This is a genomic window from Dietzia sp. NPDC055343 (assembly GCF_053645265.1).
The window spans coordinates 81,917-99,805 of sequence record NZ_JBSHMJ010000006.1 but is presented as its reverse complement, the minus strand read 5'-3'; the positions used below and the strand labels follow the sequence as shown (position 1 = coordinate 99,805).

General features: G+C 72.1%; 13 protein-coding genes and 1 pseudogene. 8 read left to right on the top strand and 6 right to left on the bottom strand.

The genetic code is table 11. The features are described 5' to 3' along the window. Positions 1–19: 19 nt before the first annotated feature. From ACWIE7_RS04885 to ACWIE7_RS04875, 3 genes and pseudogenes are all read right to left on the bottom strand, one after another. Positions 20–1,237, bottom strand: coding sequence for an acyl-CoA dehydrogenase family protein (locus ACWIE7_RS04885; RefSeq protein ID WP_454068718.1), 1,218 nt, complete (start codon positions 1,235–1,237; stop codon positions 20–22). A 108-nt stretch (positions 1,238–1,345) separates the two neighbouring features. Next, positions 1,346–2,260, bottom strand: a pseudogene (locus ACWIE7_RS04880) (acyl-CoA dehydrogenase family protein); the annotation flags it as partial. Positions 2,261–2,410: 150 nt separating this feature from the next. Next, positions 2,411–4,582: an acyl-CoA dehydrogenase family protein gene (locus ACWIE7_RS04875; protein ID WP_454068695.1), complete on the bottom strand. Its 2,172-nt coding sequence runs from the start codon at positions 4,580–4,582 to the stop codon at positions 2,411–2,413. A gap of 165 nt (positions 4,583–4,747) precedes the next feature. Between ACWIE7_RS04875 and kstR the strand changes: the two genes are divergently transcribed. The 4 genes from kstR (at position 4,748) to ACWIE7_RS04855 (ending at position 7,748) form a co-directional block, all read left to right on the top strand. Next, on the top strand, positions 4,748–5,470 hold the full coding sequence (gene kstR, locus ACWIE7_RS04870) for a cholesterol catabolism transcriptional regulator KstR (protein ID WP_454068694.1): 723 nt from the start codon (positions 4,748–4,750) through the stop codon (positions 5,468–5,470). 87 nt (positions 5,471–5,557) lie between these two features. Next, entirely contained in the window at positions 5,558–5,863 is a 306-nt protein-coding gene (locus ACWIE7_RS04865; protein ID WP_454057012.1) for a hypothetical protein, read from the top strand. After that, entirely contained in the window at positions 5,860–6,798 is a 939-nt protein-coding gene (locus ACWIE7_RS04860; RefSeq protein ID WP_454057011.1) for a hypothetical protein, read from the top strand. Before ACWIE7_RS04865 ends, ACWIE7_RS04860 begins: the two co-directional genes overlap by 4 nt. Beyond that, positions 6,795–7,748 carry a hypothetical protein gene (locus ACWIE7_RS04855; protein WP_454068693.1) on the top strand — a complete coding sequence of 318 codons (954 nt, stop codon included), beginning with the start codon at positions 6,795–6,797 and terminating at the stop codon, positions 7,746–7,748. The genes ACWIE7_RS04860 and ACWIE7_RS04855 overlap by 4 nt, the downstream gene beginning before the upstream one ends. Before the next feature lie 19 nt (positions 7,749–7,767). Here the strand turns inward: ACWIE7_RS04855 and ACWIE7_RS04850 are convergent, their stop codons facing one another. Next, positions 7,768–9,015 carry a Glu/Leu/Phe/Val dehydrogenase dimerization domain-containing protein gene (locus ACWIE7_RS04850; protein WP_454068692.1) on the bottom strand — a complete coding sequence of 416 codons (1,248 nt, stop codon included), beginning with the start codon at positions 9,013–9,015 and terminating at the stop codon, positions 7,768–7,770. 175 nt (positions 9,016–9,190) lie between these two features. Here ACWIE7_RS04850 and ACWIE7_RS04845 point away from each other — a divergent pair, with 175 nt between their 5' ends. Next, complete coding sequence (locus tag ACWIE7_RS04845) at positions 9,191–10,102, top strand: LysR substrate-binding domain-containing protein (protein ID WP_452099627.1); 912 nt, start codon at positions 9,191–9,193, stop codon at positions 10,100–10,102. 16 nt (positions 10,103–10,118) lie between these two features. Here ACWIE7_RS04845 and thpD read toward each other — a convergent pair whose 3' ends face one another. After that, the gene (gene thpD, locus ACWIE7_RS04840; protein ID WP_454057007.1) at positions 10,119–10,982 is read right to left on the bottom strand and encodes an ectoine hydroxylase; all 864 of its coding nucleotides are present in this window, start codon (positions 10,980–10,982) and stop codon (positions 10,119–10,121) included. An 83-nt stretch (positions 10,983–11,065) separates the two neighbouring features. Continuing rightward, positions 11,066–12,037, bottom strand: coding sequence for a D-2-hydroxyacid dehydrogenase (locus ACWIE7_RS04835; protein WP_452099630.1), 972 nt, complete (start codon positions 12,035–12,037; stop codon positions 11,066–11,068). Positions 12,038–12,113: 76 nt separating this feature from the next. On the opposite strand from ACWIE7_RS04835, the gene ACWIE7_RS04830 reads away from it, so the two are divergent. From ACWIE7_RS04830 to ACWIE7_RS04820, 3 genes are read left to right on the top strand one after another with little or no spacing between them, the layout of a single operon-like run. After that, positions 12,114–13,400, top strand: a complete 1,287-nt coding sequence (locus ACWIE7_RS04830) for an aspartate aminotransferase family protein (protein WP_454068691.1) — start codon at positions 12,114–12,116, stop codon at positions 13,398–13,400. Continuing rightward, positions 13,397–16,423, top strand: coding sequence for an FAD-binding and (Fe-S)-binding domain-containing protein (locus ACWIE7_RS04825; RefSeq protein ID WP_454068690.1), 3,027 nt, complete (start codon positions 13,397–13,399; stop codon positions 16,421–16,423). Before ACWIE7_RS04830 ends, ACWIE7_RS04825 begins: the two co-directional genes overlap by 4 nt. Then, positions 16,420–17,883, top strand: coding sequence for an NAD-dependent succinate-semialdehyde dehydrogenase (locus ACWIE7_RS04820; RefSeq protein WP_454068689.1), 1,464 nt, complete (start codon positions 16,420–16,422; stop codon positions 17,881–17,883). Before ACWIE7_RS04825 ends, ACWIE7_RS04820 begins: the two co-directional genes overlap by 4 nt. Positions 17,884–17,889: the final 6 nt, after the last annotated feature.

Below are 17,889 nucleotides of genomic sequence, written 5' to 3'. Positions count from 1 at the left end.
CCTTTCGTACGGGGTCGGATCAGCGGGCGGTGCGGGGCATGCCGAGGCCGCCCATGCAGGTCAGCTCGCGCATGACCTCGTTGACGCCGCCGCCGAACGTGATCACGACGTTGCGTTTGTTCACCATGTCGAACCAGCGCTGCAGCTTGGCCGTGCCGGCGTCGGTGGGGTCGCCGAAGCGCCCGAGCAGCTCCTCGGCGATGCGGCCGACGTGCTGGATCTTCTCGGTGGAGAACACCTTCGAGGCGGCGGAGTCGCCCATCGACGGGTTGTCGCCCATCGCGGAGACCTGCCAGTTGAGCAGCTCGTTGAGGCGGACGATCGCGAAGATCTCGGCCAGTCCGTCGCGGACCTCGGGCCGGTCCAGGTGTCGGACACCGTCGGGCCCGGTGCCGCGCGCCCACTCGGCCAGCTCGTCGTAGTAGCCGCCGGGCCGCCCGGAGGGGGCGAGCATGACGCGCTCGTGGTTGAGCTGGGTGGTGAGCATCTTCCAGCCGCCGTCGACCTCGCCGACCACCATGTCGGCGGGCACGCGCACGTCCGAGTAGTAGGTGGCGTTGACGTGGTGCGCGCCGTCGCAGGTGATGATCGGCGTGAACGAGAAGCCCGGATCGGAGGTGTCGACGATGAAGATCGTCAGACCACGGTGGCGGGAGTCCGGGGTGCCGGTGCGGGCGGCCAGCCAGATGTAGTCGGCGTGATGGCCGCCGGTGGTCCACATCTTCTGTCCGTTGATGATCCAGTCGCCGGTGGCCTCGTCGCGCTTGGCGGTGGTGCGCAGCGACGCGAGGTCGGTGCCGGCGTCGGGCTCGGAGTAGCCGATCGCGAAGTGCACGGTCCCCTCGAGGATGCCGGGCAGGAACTTCTTCTTCTGGATGTCCGTGCCGTACTTCTGCAGGGTCGGGCCCACCGTCTGCAGCGTCACCGAGGGCAGCGGCACGTCGGCACGCGTGGCCTCGTTGGTGAAGATCTGCTGCTCGAGGTGGCCGAATCCCTTGCCGCCGTACTCGGCGGGCCAGCCGACACCCAGCCAGCCGTCGCGGCCCATCCGCTTGATGATCTCCTCGTAGGTCTTCCCGTGCCGGGTGGTGCCGATGTCGGCGGCCTCGTCGGCGGAGATGAGGGTGGAGAAGTACTCGCGCAGCTCGGACTGGAGGGCGCGCTGGGCGGGGGTGAGGTCGATGAACGCCTCGCCATCGTCGGCTACCGCGTCGTCGCTCGACGACCCGACCGACACCGCGTCGACCGGGTCCGCCGCCACGGCCTCGCCGAGCTCGGTGAGCTGCAGGCGCGGGCCGCCCACGAAGCGGGCCAGGTCCTTGACCGCCGAGGAGTACCGGAACATCGGGTAGGTGACGTCCACGCCGACGCCGCCGTGCAGGTGGTGCAGGACCTGCACCGCTCGCGGCCCCTCGGCGGCGAGCCAGTAGGCGCCGATGGTCGGGTCGGTCTCGTAACGGTCGGACGAGCCGGTGAGTCCCGAGGAGATCCGCCACGCCACCGACTGCGCGATCACGTGCAGTGTCCGCGACACGATGTAGACGTCGGCGAGCTCCTGCTGCACCGCCTGGAACGAGCCGAGCGGCTTCCCGAACTGCTCCCGCTCCTTCAGGTAACCCGCGGTCATGTCCAGCGCACCCGCGATGAGGCCGTCGCCGTGCGCGATGCACGCCGCGAGGATGAGCCGGTGGAGCACCTCGAGAAGGGGCTCGTCGCCGCCGCCGCGGACCACGTCGTCGTCGTCGACCGGCGTGGCCTCGAACCGCATCGCGTACTCGGGCACCCCCAGGGAGCCGAGGGTGGGGGTGAGGGTGACCCCCGGGGCGTCGGGGGCGACGACGACGACGGCCGCACCCTCGGGGGTCGACACCGGGACCAGCACGGATCGCGCCTGGGCCGCGTAACGCACCGAGGTGACGGTGCCGGTGATCGTCCCGCCGTTCAGACGCACGGAGGGCACGGCGGGCAGCGGACGCCCGGGCTCCGCGACGGCGGCGGTGAGGATCCGGCCGTCCTCGATCCCCTCGAGCAGCCTCTTCTGCTGCGCCGGCGTGCCGAGCGCGACGATCGGCAGAACGCCGAAGCCGAGGGTCTCCAGGGCGGGGATCACCACGCCCGCGCGGCCGACCTCCTCGAGCACCACGGCCACGTCGGCGACGGTCAGGCCGTCGCCGCCCAGGTCCTCGGGGAGGCCGAGGGAGAGCAGTCCGGACTCCGCGAACGACGCCCACAGGCGCTCGTCGTAGCCCGCGTCCTCCACGCTGCGGCTGGGCAACGCGGTGAGCAGTTCCTCGGCGGGTGCTGCGGTGGTCAGGGCGCCGGCCACCGCCTCGGCGACGGCTGCCTGGGTCTCGGTACGGGTGAAGTCCACGGGGGATCAGTCCTGTTCGGGAGTGGGAGGGGAGGTGATTCAGTCGCGGGGCAGGCCGAGGATGCGCTCGCCCACCACGTTGAGGAGGACCTGCTCGGTGCCGCCGGCGATCGACAGACAGCGGACCATGAGGAACTTGCGGCCCTGCTCGGTGAACTCGACACCGCTGGTGCCGGTGAGCTCGAGGCCGAACTCGGCGATGTCCTGGCGGTGGCGCACGCCGACGATCTTGCGGACGCTCGACTCGGCGCCCGGGCCGGAGCCCGCCAGGCTCCGCAGCGCGGTGCGCAGGTCGAGCAGGCTGCCCACGACGCCGTCCGCGACGTGCTTGCCCAGCTCGTCCAGGACGAGGGCGTCGTCCGAGACGCCGGCCGCCTCGATGAGGCCGATGATCTCCTCGGCGGCGTCACCGAGCGAGGAGCCGCCACCCATGGCCACGCGCTCATTGGCGAGGGTGGTGCGGGCGATCTTCCAACCGTCGTTGACCGTGCCGATCTGGAACTCGTCGGGCACGAACAGGTCCTCGAGGAAGACCTCGTTGAACAGGGCCTCGCCGGTGATCTCGCGCAGCGGCGAGGTGCGGATGCCCGCCGACCTCATGTCGACCAGGAAGTAGGTGATGCCCTTGTGCTTGGGGGCGTCCTTGTCGGTGCGGGCCAGGCACATGGCCCAGTCGGCCTCGCGGGCGAGCGACGTCCACACCTTCTGACCGTTGAGCTTCCAACCGCCGTCGACCTTCTCCGCGGTGGCGCGCAGGGCGGCCAGGTCGGAGCCGGCGCCGGGTTCGGAGAACAGCTGGCACCACTTGATCTTGCCGGCCATGGTGTCACGGACCAGCAGGTCGGCGTGCTCGGGCGCGGCCTGCAGGATGGTGGGCACGGCCCAGCCGCCGATGGTGATGTCGTGGCGGGACACTCCCGCGGCCTCGAGCTCCTCGTCGATCATGAGCTGCTCGGCCGGCGAGGCGCCCAGGCCCCACGGCTCGGACAGGTGCGGCATGAACAGGCCGGTGTCGGCGAGGGCCTGCTTGCGCTCGGCACCCTCCACCGCGGCGACCTCGGCGACCAGCGCCTTGATCTCCTCGCGCTTGGCGTCGATCCCGACGATCTCGGACAGGTCGATGTCCAGGTGGCGGCGCTTGCCGGCCAGAGTGAGGTCGGCGAGCGACCGACGCCAGCGGGCGGCACCGCCGATAGCCTGGCGCAGGGCGCCGGCTCGACGCATGTAGAAGTGCGCGTCGTGCTCGAAGGTGAAGCCGATGCCGCCGAGGATCTGGATGCAGTCCTGCGCGTTGGCCACCGCGTTGTCGAACGCGAGCGCGCCGGCGACCGAGGCGGCCACGGGGAGCTCGGAGTCCGCGCTCGTGAGGTCCTCTGCCGCCACGGCGGCGTCCCAGGCCAGGGCTCGGACCTGCTCGGTGCGGCACAGCATGTCGGCGGCCAGGTGCTTGATGGACTGGAACGAGCCGATGGTGCGGCCGAACTGCTCGCGGATCTTGGCGTACTCGACGGCCGTGTTCAGCGTGTAGTCCGCGACCCCGGCGGCCTCGGCCGCGGCGAGGGTGACGAACAGCTGGTGGACCTGGGCGGTCGTGATGCCGTCGAGGATCCGGTCGGCCGGGATCGCCACGTCCTCCAGCGACACCCGCGCGATGGACGCGGAGATGTCGTACGGGGTCGACGGGGTGATGGTCACGCCCTTGGCGCCGGGCTCCAGAAGGACCCAGCGGGTGAGGCTGTCGACCACGACGGGCAGCAGCAGTCCGCCGTCGACGGTTCCGCCGTAGGCGATGCCGGCATCCCCGGTCACCGCGCCGGAGGCGTCGAGGGTCTCGGTCCCGAAGCCCAGGCAGATGCCGACCGGCAGCCCGCCCTCGGCGATCGTCTCGCCCAGCGCGGCGGCCACGTCGCCGCCCGCCTTCGAGACGAGGACGCCGGCCAGAGCCGTGGTCAGGATCGGGCCGGGGGCCATGCGTGAGCTCGCGGCCTCGAGCATGCAGGCCAGGTCGACGATCTCCGCCCCCGCTCCGCCGTGTTCCTCGGCCACGGCCACGCCGAACAGGCCGAGCTCGGCGAGATGCGGCCACAGGGCCTTCCACGCGTCGGGATCGGTTTCCTGGGCGCGTACGGTGGTCACGGGATCGGCGGACTTCGCCCAGGCCTTGATCGAGTTCTGGATCTCGGTCTGATCCGGGGTGGTGGCGATGCTCACGTATGACTCCTCGGCGCGACTGTATTCGGTGGCGGCACAACCATCACGGATCGCGCCCTCCCGACATAATAGAACCTGTTCTAGGAAACGTGTTCTAGAATGCATCAGCACGCCACGATCCGCACAACCGGGTCCCAGATCCGCCCAGCGCAGAAGGTTCGCCCCATGACCAAGATCTCGACCGGGACCGGTTCCGGCAGTAGCGCCTCCGACACCGCCGTCCGGTCCGATGAGCCCAGCACCTCGTCCCAGCGCGAACGCCGGCGGCGGATCCTCGACGCGACCCTGGCCCTGGCGGCGAAGGGCGGCTACGAGGCCGTGCAGATGCGTGCGGTCGCGGAGAAGGCCGAGGTCGCGGTGGGCACCCTCTACCGCTACTTCCCCTCCAAGGTGCACCTGCTCGTCTCGGCGCTGGCCCGCGAGTTCCGCCGCCTCGACCAGCGCACCGAGCGCACCTCCCCGCCCGGCGACACCGCGCAGGAGCGGATGAAGGTCGTGGTGGGCGGGATCACCAAGGCCATGCAGCGCGATCCCAACCTCACCGAGGCCATGACCCGGGCATTCATGTTCGCCGACGCCTCCGTGGCCAACGAGGTCGAGGAGGTGGGCTTCCTCATGGACCGGATCATCGCCCGCGCCATCGCCGAGGGCACGCCCGACGAGGTGCAACTGTCGATCGCGCGCGTGATCTCCGACGTGTGGATGTCGAACCTGGTCGCGTGGCTGACCCGCCGGTCGACGGCCGCGGACGTAAGTAACCGCCTCGGGCTGACCATCGACCTGCTGCTGGGTACCGACGACTCCCCGCGACGGGTGAGTCTGCATTCGGCGATTGGCAACGGCAACGGCGGCGGCGAGAGCGCGAACGGCGGCGCCGCGGAGGCCTAGCTCCGGCGATCTTTCCTTCCGGAGGAACCAGATGGGCGGCCCGGCCCGTCAGACCTGGTGACGAACATTCATCACCCCGGAGGGCCCATGGCTGACATCATCGACGTCGATCCCGCGCGTCTGCGTCACCTGTCGCGAATCCTCGGCGACGAGGAACAACGCACCGGCGGATTGACCCCGGCCGGTGCGCTCACCACCATCGGGGCGGCCCTGCGCGGTTCGCTCATCGCCGAGTGCCACGGTGCGGTTTCCCTCGACATCCTGGAGTTCCAGGAGAACATCGCCACGCGGTTCGATACCGAGATCGACGCGCTCGTCACCGCGGCGGGCGTCCTCGAGGACCAGGAATGGGCCACCACCGCGGCCCTCGGACTCGTGGGGCCGCCGCGATGAGCCTGACGGTGCCGGACGTCATGTCCTGGGATCTCGACACGGTGTCCGCCCGGGTCGACGACCTGCGCTCCGACGCGGAATCGTTCCTCGATTCGGCGATGGCCGTGCGCTCGGCCGCGGACGCGCACCTCGACGGTTCCGCGGGCGATACCGTCTCCGCCTCCGCCGGGAGCTGCGCCGAAATCACGCGGGACATCACCATCGTCGCCAGGAAAGCCGAGAACGCGGTCCGGGCCCTCTCCGATTTCTGCGCCCGGGCCCCGGGCCTGCGGAGTCGACTGCTGGACGCCGTCGACGAGGCCGCCGCAGCGCAGTGCCGGGTGGCGGACGACGGCACGGTGCGGGGTCCGCTGCTCATCGGGGATCCCTCCGACCCGGAGGTGGCCCGTGCGCACCAGCGCGGTGAGGCCGACGCCTCGGCGATCGAGAGCCGGATCCTGCCGCTCCTGCGCGCGTTGGAGGACCTCGACCTCGCGGCGGCCAACGCGCTGAACCTCTTGTCCATGACCGAGTCGTACGTCTCCTACCCCTATGAGCCCGAGCTGATCGAGATAGACCCCCGGACCGTGGCCGCCGGCGCGGCCATCTCCGGAAGCCTAGACGCCCTGGACTCGACAGCCGAGGTGATGGACGCCGCGAGCGCGGTCACCCGAAGCCTCCCGGTGCTCGGCACCGGCCTGGGACTGGCGATCGGGCTCGCCACGAGACCGGAGCACGAGTCCCTCGGGGAGGCGCTCGCCATCGAGAGCGCCGGGGTGGCGGCGTCCGCGCTGGCCGGGGCGGCCGCCGGAAGCGTCCTGCCCGGCCCCGGTACCGCGCTCGGATTCGCGCTCGGGGCCGGCGTCAGGCTGCTGGCCGGCCCCGCGGCCACCGCCGCCCTGCGGAACCACATCGAACGAGAACGTGCTGACGGAAAGGAGGGCTTCGGATGGTGAGCACACCCGAGCCTCGGCAGGAGAACGATGCCGCGCCACTGGAGTGGCGCCGACACTTCTACGACCGCACCGACCCGGCCGCACTGGTCGCCGCTGTGCTCGCCGGGGTAGGGGCAGCCGCCACGCTCGCCTGGACGGTCTTCAACATCAGTTGGTCCTCCACGCACCCGAGCGTCATCGTCGCCCTGGCCGGCGTGTTCATTCTGTTCTGCGGCGGTGCCCTCGCCTATGTCGGCCGCTCCGGTGCGATCCCTGTCCGACGGGGGCGCGTGAGCGTCACGGACGGCATCACACACGTCAGCGCCCGCGGGGACTGGACGCCGTGGACCGCTGGCGGCATGGCCGTTCTCGGGTTCGTGATGCTCGGCATCGGGGCCATCACAGCCGACAGGGTGGGCGCCATACACATCTCGCACCACCGGCAGTACCCCGCCTTTGTGGCCCTCAACATCTTTCTGATCGTCTACACCTTCTGGATGCTGGCGAAGGTGCCGCTGGGGCGACGCCTGGAGTTCTCGCCGCGCGGGCTCGCCGGCCAGAACGACTCGTTGGTCGCACTGATCCCCTGGGGCTCGATCCTCGAGGTGAACGTCCACCGCGGCCCGAGCGCGATGCGGCCGTTCGGGATCGGAAAGCGCGCCGAGATCGTCTTCACCACCACCGACGAGGCCACGATCCCCGAGGGCCCGTTTCGCGTCGGGGAACGGGCGAATCCCATCAGTCTGCTCAACTTCGACGTGGACGAGGACACGTTGCTCAACGTCATCCGCGCGGCCCATGCGCATCCCGAGGTCCGGCAGCTCCTCGGCCGCGAGGAGGGCGCGTTCCTGTTCGAGGGGCCGCCCCCGGAAATCCGCGAGGGGATGCGCCGCTCTCACGTCTGGCTACCGTGGGAGCGGCGCATCAACGAGGCGCTCGGCTACGGGGCTCGCGAGCCCGCCCGGGACTGACGCGGCGCCCTCGCGGGCGTCAGGGCACCACCACCGCGGGGACGTCCCGCACCCTGTCGGAGACGTCGGCCGCCCACCGCAACGGACCGTCGGACGGGGTCCAGTCGCTCATGAGGTCGGCGACCTTCGTCGTCATGGCCCGCCCCAGTCGCAGGAACGAGGTCTCGGCCCGCTCGTCGACCTCGCCGAGGATGAGCCACCACGCCCACGCCACGGCGCCCGCGTTGGCCACGAAGTCGGGCACCACCGCGATCCCGCGGGCGGTGAGGTCGAGCTCGGCATCCGCCGTCGTGGCGGCATTGGCGGCCTCGACGATCACCGGGGCCGTCACCCGGGCGCAGTTCTCGGCCGTGATCGCGTACGAGACGGCGGCGGGGACCAGGACGTCGACGTCCATGCCGAGGATCGCGTCGCGGTCCAGTCGCTGCACGCGGGCGGGGACGGCGTCGCGGTCGATCTCGCCGTAGCGATCGCGGGTGGCCAGCAACGCGTGGACATCGAGCCCCGCCGGGTCGTAAAGGGTGCCACCGGCGTCGGCGAGTGCCACCACCCTCATCCCGGCCTCGTGCAGGTACCAGGCGGCGGCGCCGCCCATGGTGCCCACGCCCTGGACCGCCACCGAGGTGCGCTCGATGTCCCAGCCGCGCACGCTCGCGGCGGCCAGGCATGCCTGCGCGACCCCGTACCCGCCGATCACGTCGCCGAGCAGGCCGCCCGGCACCTGAGCGTTGAGGCCGCGGTAGATGCGCTCGGTGGTGTCCGCGCAGTTCGACGAACGCTCGATGGCCGCGTGGTACGACTGGCGCATGCCGAGTCGGGCGAAGACCTCGTCGATGAGCTGCTGGGTCACGCCCAGGTCCTCGGCGGTCACCCAATGCCGGTCGAGGAACGGGTGCATGGCCTCGCAGAAGCGCGCCAGCACCTCCACGGCGCGGGGGTCCTTGGGGTCGAAGTCGATCCCGCCCTTCGCGCCGCCCACGGGCAGATCGAACGCCGCGGTCTTTCGGGTCATGCCGCGGGCGAGGTCCTCCACCTCCCCCATGGTGCAGCCGGCCCGCATGCGGGTTCCGCCGGTCGCCAGTCCCCCGACGAGCGTGTCCACCACGAGGTAGCCGCGCGCGTCGGTGAGGTCGTCCTCCCAGTGCAGGCGCAGGTACGGCTCGCGGGTCGCCCGACCGGGCGCCTGCGAGGGCGAGGTGGGAGTGCCGGAGGCGCCCGGTGCCGCCGCCGGAATGCCTGCCCTGCCGGGAATCTCGATCGACGTCATGATGCTCGCCTCCTCGCTGTGGTGTCCGCCCCGTGGGCGGCGACCGCGCCGACCGGCCTATCCGGTGGCGTACCCCCAGCATGAGAGCCCTCTACCGACCGGTCCAGCGAGGATTCATGGAGTCCACCGTTCACTTTTCCTGCACGATGTCGCTCCCCCTCCTACGCTCTGGCCCATGGAGCCGTCCCTGCACCGCCTGCGGTTGCTCCACGAGCTGGAGCGGCGCGGCACCGTCACGGCCGTCGCGTCCGCGCTGGACTACACGGTCTCGGCGGTGTCCCAGCAACTCTCGTTGCTGGAACGGGAGGCGGGCACGCCGTTGTTCGAGCGGCGGGGCCGGGGGCTGGTGCTGACCGAGGCCGGGCTGGTCCTGGCCGGGCACGCCCGCACGATCCTGGCGGCCGTCGAGGACGCGGGCCACGCCATGGAGTCGGCCCGCGAGGGCGGTGCCACCACGCTGACGGCCGGGGTGTGGGCGTCGGTGGCCACGGCACTGCTGCCCGCGGGCCTGCGGGTCCTCGGCCGCGACCACCCGCAGATCAGCGTCCGCACCCGCGAGCTGGCACCCGAGGACACCACCGGCGCGGTCCGGGACGGCTCGCTCGACCTGTCCTTCGTCCTCGACTACTCGAGTTATCCGATGGCGCGGGTTCCCGACCTGGCCCGCCTGCCCGTCGCGGTCGAGTCCCTGCGCGCGGTGGTGCCGCGGGGGTCGATCCCGGCCGGCGAGGTGTCGCTGACCGACCTCGCGGGCGCGCCCTGGGTGATCGCGCACCCGCGATCGCATTTCGGCCGGGCGGTCCGGATAGCCTGCCGCGAGGCCGGCTTCGATCCGGAGGTCCGCCACGAGGCCGGCGAGCAGTCCACCGCCCTCGCGTTGGTCGCCGCCGGCCTCGGCGTGACGATCGCCTCCGACCTGGGACTGGTCACCACACCCGAGGGCGTGGACGTGCTGCCGCTCGTCGAATCCCCCACCCGCACGGTGTCGGTCACCTTCCGGGAACGCGATACGAGGCGGCGCCAGCTGCGGGCGTTCGTCGACGCGTTCGCCGAGGCGGCAGACCTTATGGGCCTGTCCGCCGCGTGACCGGTCGGTCGCCCGGTCAGGGTCGGCGTGCGAGGAAGTCCGGGCGCCGCGGGGTGCCCGCGTACGGCTCGGCCAGCGCGTTGTCGACGCTGTTGAACACGATGAACACGTTGGCCCGCGGCATGGGCGTGATGTTCCCGCCGGAGGCGTGCAGCGCGTTGCAGTCGAACACGGTCATCGACCCCGCGTCGCCGGTGAGCACGTCGAGGCCGTGCCGCCGGTACAGCTCGGAGATGTGCTCCTCCGAGGGCACCCCGACCTTCGGCGCCGTCGAGACCAGGGACTCCTTGAAGTAGTCGTCCGGCGTCTCGCCCGCGCACTGCACGAAGTACTTCTGGGTGCCGGGCATGATCATGAGCGGCCCGTTGTAGGTGCGGTTGGGCGTGAGCGCGATCGAGGCGCTGCAGGCGCGCGGCCGCGGCATGCCGTCCTCGGCGTGCCAGGTCTCGAAGTCCGAGTGCCAGTAGAACGCGCCGCCGGCGAAACCGGGCTTGTAGTTGAGTCGGCTCTGGTGCACGTACACGTCCGAGCCTAGGATCTCGCGTGCCAGCTCGATCGCGCCGGAGCTCTCGACGGCCTCCCACACGACGTCGCTGAGCAGGTGCACATCGAAGATCGAGCGGACGGCCTCGCTGCCGGCCTCGCGGATGATCCGCGGGTCGTCGGCCATGTCCGGATGGTGGCCGATCCGCTGCAGTTCCTCGAGGCAGGCGTCGATCCGGGCATCGTCGATCGCGCCCTCGCGCTGGATGTACCCGCGGTCGGCGAAGTCCCGGATCTCGGGATCGTCCAGGTCGGACCACACCACCGGGTCCGGTCGGTCGACGATCACCGGGGCACCGCTCACTCGGGTGATGTAGTCATCGACGGCCAGGGTCATTGTTCTCCTCTCGGTCGGGGGCACGGATGGTTCACGCGCCTATGAGCCCGACCGTAGAAGACCCTGTGACCTTGGACAACCACTCAGCTGCTGACGTATCCTCGACCTTTGTCGACCGCTGGCGCCGGTTCGTCACCGCCCAGCCATGTCCGCAGGTGGTCGACGAATTGCGCGGAGAGTGTGTCGCGCCAGCCCTCCACGTCGCCGGACATGTGGGGGCTGATGTGCGCGCCCCCGAGGGCCCAGAGTGGGTCACCACCTGGAAGAGGTTCGACGACGACGACGTCCAGGTGCGCCGACAGTCGGCCCGTCGCGAGCTCGGCGGTCAGCGCATCCTGATCGACGAGTTCTCCGCGTCCGACGTTGATCACGTGGGCGCCGTCGGGCAGGGCCGCCAGCTCCTGCGCACCGAGCATCCCCCGGGTGGCCTCCGTCAGCGGCGCGACCATGACGAGATGGTCGACCTCGCGCAGGTGCGCGGCCAGGTCCGCGGAATCCACGACGTGGCCGAAGTCCTCGTCGCTGTCCCGTCGTCGTCGTCCCGCGCCGTGGACCTCGAGCCCGACCGCGCGGAGCAGGCGCGCGGTGGCCCGCCCGATCCCGCCGGTCCCCACGACCAGGGCGCGGCGGCCGGCCACCCGGAGGGTCTCGCGGTGACGCCACCTCCCGGCGCGCTGGAAGGCCTCGGTCTCGTGCAGGCGCTTGTCGTGGGCCAGCACGCACGCCAGCACGTACTCGGCGATGGGGCCGTCGAACACCCCGCTCGCGTTGGTGACCAGCACGTCCGACTCGCGGAGCTCGTCGAAGAGCAGGGCGTCGACACCCGCGGCGGCCACGTGGATCCAGCGCAGCGAGTCGGCGGCGTGCCAGGCGTCGGCCAGCGCGCCGGAGAAGATGTCCCAGACGAGAAGGATCTCGGCGCCCGGCAGGGCCTCGGCGAGAGTGCCGGCGGTGCAGACCCGGACGTCGGCGAGATCGCGCACCGTGGCGAGGTCGGCGGGCTCGGGGACGCCGTCGGCGGTGAGCAGTACGACGGTCGGCTTCTCCTGCGTCATGCCACCACCGTAACCCGCCGGAATCCGGCGTTGTCGGATTGTTGACAATCGCCCCGACCGGTCACACACTGACCGCATGACCGCGCACCTGTCCCCCGTCCTCAAGCAGGCCACGCCCGTCGTGGTGGACCAAGCCCTGGGCTCGTGGATCCACGGCACCGACGGCCGCGACTACCTCGACTTCACGACCGGCATCGGCGTGACCTCGACCGGCCACTGCCACCCCGACGTGGTGGCGGCCGCGCAGGCGCAGTGCGCGAAGATCATCCACGCGCAGTACACGACCGTCATGCACCAGCCGCTTCTCGAGCTCACAGAGAAGCTGGGTGAGCACCTGCCATCGGGTATCGACTCGGTGTTCTACGCCAACTCCGGCTCGGAAGCGGTCGAGGCCGCCGTGCGCCTGGCGCGCATGGCCACCGGCCGGCAGTACATCGTCACCGTGCAGCGCGGCTTCCACGGGCGCACCGTCGCCGCCGCGAGCCTGACCACCGCCGGCACCAAGTTCTCCGCCGGGTTCGGCCCGCTCATGGCCGGCGTCGCGCAGACCCCCTACCCCGATGCGCTGCGACTGAAGATGAGCGAGGACGAGGCCGTGGACTACGCGCTGGCCGAGTTCGACTTCCTGCTCGCCACCCGCATCGACCCGCGCGAGCTGGCGGGGATCGTGATCGAGCCGGTGCTCGGCGACGGCGGCTACATGGCCGTCCCGCAGCGCTACCTGCAGGGGCTGCGCGAGCGCGCCACCGCGCACGGCGCGCTGCTCGTGCTCGACGAGGTGCAGGCCGGCGTCGGGCGCACGGGCCGGTTCTGGGGCCACCAGCACACCGAGGGACTGGTGCCGGACGTCCTCATCACCGCCAAGGGCATCGCCTCGGGTTTTCCCATCTCGGCCATCGCCGCGCCGGAGGAGATCATGGCCAAGGCCTGGCCCGGGTCGCAGGGCGGCACCTACGGCGGCAACGCGGTCGCGGCCGCGGCGGCCGTCGCGACGTTGGGCGTCATCGAGCGCGAGGGACTGGTGGCGGGTGCCGCCGAGCGCGGAACGCAACTTCTCGACGGGCTTCGGCGTAATCTCGGCGACGTGAGCGAGATCTGCGACATCCGCGGTACCGGACTCATGCTGGCCGTCGAGTTCGGTGACGCAGCCGCGCCCGCAGGCAGCCCCGGCGCGCTCGAGGGCGCCCGCCTGGCCGGCGCCGTGCAGCAGGCCTGCATCGACGAGGACCTGCTCACCCTGACCTGCGGCCCGACCGGCTCGATCGTGCGCGTCATCCCGGCCCTGGTCGTGACCGCCGACGAGGTCGACGCGGGCGTCGAGCGCCTGACCCGCGCCGTCCACCGGGTCGTGGGCCGGTCGTGACCGCGACGGTGGGGGCCCGCCGCGACGCGCTGATCGAGGCGCTCACCGCCGCCGGCCTGTCGCCCGAGTCCGACCCCCGCCGCATCGCCGAATACTCCTACGACGCCTCCAACTACCGGGTCGCCCCCGCGGCCGTGGTGTTCCCCCGCACCGAGGAGGAGGTGGCCGCCGCGCTGGCGGCATGTCACCGGTTCGGCGTGCCGGCCACCGCTCGGGGCGGCGGCACGTCGATGGCCGGCAACGCGATCGGCAGCGGCCTCGTGCTGGACCTGTCGCGGCACCTGAACCGCGTGCGCGAGGTGGACGAGGCAGCCAGGGTGGTCACCGCCGAGGCCGGCGTCGTCCTGACCGAGCTGCGCGCCGCCGTCCACGCCGCCACCGACAGCCGCCTGACCTTCGCCCCCGACCCGTCCAGCCAGTCGCGGGCCTGCCTGGGCGGGGCGATCGGCAACGACGCGTGTGGGAACCACTCGGTGCGTCACGGCCGGACCGCCGACCACGTGGAGGCGCTGCGCCTGGTCACCGCCGACGGCCTGCGACTGACCGCCACCCGGCGCGGCATCGAGGCCACCGACCCGCGCGATGCCGCCGCCACCGCGCGCGCCGAACACCTCACCACCGAACTCCGGGACCTGGCCACCGATCACCTCGCCGCGATCCGCACCGAGCTCGGCCGGATCCCCCGCCAGGTGTCTGGCTATCACCTGCGGCACCTCCTGCCCGAGGAGGGCTTCGACGTGGCCCGGGCGCTCGTGGGGTCGGAGGGCACCTGCGCGATCGTCACCGCCGCGCGTATGCGGATCGTGCCGCGCGCCGCCCGTACCGGCCTGCTCGTGGTGGGATACGCCGATGTCGTGGACGCCGCGCGCGACGTGACGGCCATCCTGCCGCACCGCCCTACAGCCGTAGAGGGCGTGGACGAGGTGATCGTCGCGACGATGCGCTCCCGGCGCGGCGCGGACTCCGTCGCCGAGCTCCCCGACGGACGCGCGTGGCTGTTCATCGAGTTGGACGACGACGAGGCTGCCACCCCGGGCACCGACACCGCCAGCGGGCTCGAGGCCCGGATGGCCGCACTCGCCGACCAACTCGTCCGGACCGGTCACGCCATCCGGGCGCTCGTCGTGACCGACCCCGTGGCCCGCGCCGACCTGTGGCGGGTCCGCGAGGACGGCGCCGGGCTCAGCTCGCGGCTCACCGACCCGGTCACCGGCCGGACCATCGAGTCGTGGCCCGGCTGGGAGGACTCGGCCGTCCCGCCCGAGCGCCTGGCCGACTACCTCGCCGAGTTCCGCGAACTGCTGGACCAGCACGGACTCACCGGCGTGATGTACGGACACTTCGGCGCCGGCTGCATGCACATCCGCATCACCTTCGATCTGAGGAGCGACGCCGGTCGGGCCGTCTTCCGCGCCTTCTGCACCGACGCCGCCCGCCTCGCCGTGCGCCACGGCGGCTCGCTCTCCGGGGAGCACGGCGACGGCCGGGCCCGCTCCGAACTGCTGCCGGTCATGTACTCGCCCGAGATGCTCGGCGCGTTCGACCGCTTCGCGCGCCTGTGGGACCCCGCGGGGCTGCTCGCTCCGGGCGGGCTCACCGCCACCCGACCACTGGATGTCGATCTGGCCCTGGACGGCATCCCCGACCGGCGCCCCCCGCGCGACCTGGGCCTGCTCACCTCCGCAGGGGGCGCCCACCCGGTCCAGGCCTGCATCGGGGTGGGCCGCTGCCGCACCTCCACCGGCGGCGTGATGTGCCCGTCGTTCCGCGCCACCGGCGATGAGAAGGACTCCACCCGGGGCCGCGCCCGCGTCCTGCAGGAGGTCGTGCGCGGCACCCTGCCCGTCGACGACCCGGCGGTCGAGGAATCACTCGAGTTGTGCCTGGCCTGCAAGGCGTGCTCGTCGGACTGCCCCACCGGTGTGGACATGGCAGCCTTCAAGTCCGAGGCCCTGCACCGCCGCTACCGGGGGCGACCCCGGCCCCGGGTGCACTACTCCCTCGGCCTGCTGCCGGTGTGGCTGCGCGCGACCGGCCGGATCGCCGGGCCGCTCAACGCCGTCATGTCCACGCGGCTCGGGCGCGCCGCCGCCCGGGTGGGCGGGGTCGCCGCCGACCGTGAGCTGCCCCGCTTCGCCTCCGCCGCCGAACTGCGAACCGAACTGGCCCGGGCCCCCGACAGCGTCTGGGCAGTCAGGCGCGGGGCCGCCACGCCGGCCTCCGCCGCTGCCACGCGCACCTCGGCCGAGGTGGTGCTCTTCCTCGACTCCTTCACCCGGGGACTGCGCCCCGCGGTCGCCGGCGCGGCCGCCCGCGTCCTCGGCGGTTCGCACACGTCCGTCGCGTGCAGCTCCGGCCACTGCTGCGGGCTGACCCACATCACCACCGGACGGCTGGACGCCGCCCGCCGCACCCTGAGCGAGACCGTGCGGCACCTCGACGGGATCCGCGGCCCGGACGGGGAGGAGGTCCCCGTCGTCGTCGTCGAACCCTCCTGCGCCGCCGCCCTGCGCGGCGACCTTCCCAGGCTCCTCGCGGAGACCTCTGACGCCGAGCTCGCCCGCCGCGTGGCCGCGCGCGTGCGCTCCGCCGCCGAGCACCTGGGCGTACTGGCCGCCTCCGGCCGCGCCCCCGCCTGGCCCGGCGGCGCCCCGCCCGACCGCGTCACGGTGCAGACCCACTGCCACGAGTACGCCACCTTCGGCAACCGGGTCCAGCGCGCCACCCTCACCGCCCTCGGCGTGGGCTCGGTACGCGAGGCCACCGGCTGCTGCGGCCTCGCCGGGGACTTTGGGTTCACCGCCGGGCACGAGTTCGTCGCCGACGCGGTGGCGCAGCAGACCCTGGCCCCCACCCTTCGTGCCGATCCCGAGGCCCCCGTCCTGGCCGACGGGTTCTCGTGCGCCACCCAGGTCGCCCACCTCGCGGCGCGCGACCCGCGCGTCGGCCGCCGGACCGGCCGTCACCTGTTCGAACTCCTCGACCCCGACCCGACCGACCCGACCCCCAGGAGGCAGCCATGACCCGCTCCGTCGCCGATCTCATCGCCACCCTCGGCACCGGCATCCACGTGGACGGCCAGTGGCGCGACGCCGCCACCGGCGCCACGTTCGAGGTGCACAACCCGGCCACCGGCGAACCCGTGGCGACCCTCGCCGACGGCGGTGCCGACGACGCCGCGGCGGCGATCCAGGCCGCCGGTCGCACCCAGGCGAGCTGGGCGGCCGTGCCCGCGCGCGAGAGGGCCGAGATCCTCCGGCGTGCCTACGAACTACTCATCGAGCACGCCGACGAGCTCGCACTGATCATGACCACCGAGATGGGAAAACCGCTGGCCGAGGCGCGCGGCGAGGTGACCTACGGCGCCGAGTTCTTCCGCTGGTTCTCCGAGGAGGCCTGCCGCATCCCCGGCGACGCCCGCCGCTCCCCCGACGGCAACACCCGGCTGGTGGTCACCGCCGAGCCAGTGGGGCCGTGCATCCTCATCACCCCGTGGAACTTCCCGCTGGCCATGGCCACCCGCAAGATCGGGCCGGCGATCGCCGCCGGCTGCACCATGGTGTTCAAGCCCGCCAACCTCACACCCCTGACCTCGCTGTACGTGGTCGATCTGCTGCGTGAGGCCGGGCTGCCCGACGGCGTGCTCAACGTCGTGTGCACGACCTCCCCCGGCGACGTGGTGGAGCCGTGGATCGACTCCGGCATCGCCCGCAAGCTCTCCTTCACCGGCTCCACCCCCGTCGGCAGGTCACTGCTCGAACAGTGCGCACGCGGGGTGCTGCGCACGTCCATGGAGCTGGGCGGGAACGCGCCGTTCGTCGTGTGCGAGGACGCGGACATGGACACCGCTGTCACCGCCGCCATGGCCGCCAAGATGCGCAACATGGGCGAGGCGTGCACGTCCGCCAACCGGATCCTCGTGCACCGCTCGGTGATCGACGAGTTCGGGCGGCGCCTCACCGAGAAGATGGGCGCGCTCACCGTCGGCAACGGTGTCGAGGACGGCGTGGACGTGGGCCCGCTGGTCGAGGAGAAGGCCGTCGCCAAGGTCGAGGGGCTGGTCGACGACGCCGTCTCGCGGGGCGCCGAGGTCCTAACCGGCGGTAATCGCGGAGACGGGCCGGGGTTCTTCTACCCGCCCACCGTGATCACCGGGGTCTCGCCCGAGTCCGAACTGATGACGACCGAGATCTTCGGCCCCGTCGCCGCATTGATCCCCTTCGACACCGACGATGAGGCCGTGGAACTGGCCAACGACACCGAGTTCGGACTGGTCTCGTACGTCATGACCGAGAACCTCGACCGCGCGTTGACGATGTCCGAGCGGCTACAGGCGGGGATGGTCGGCGTCAACGTCGGCGTGGTCTCCAACCCGGCGGCACCGTTCGGCGGCATCAAGCAGTCGGGGCTGGGCCGCGAGGGCGGGACGACCGGAATCGAGGAGTTCCTCGAGACCAAGCTCGTCGCGATCCCGGTGCGCTGACGCGGG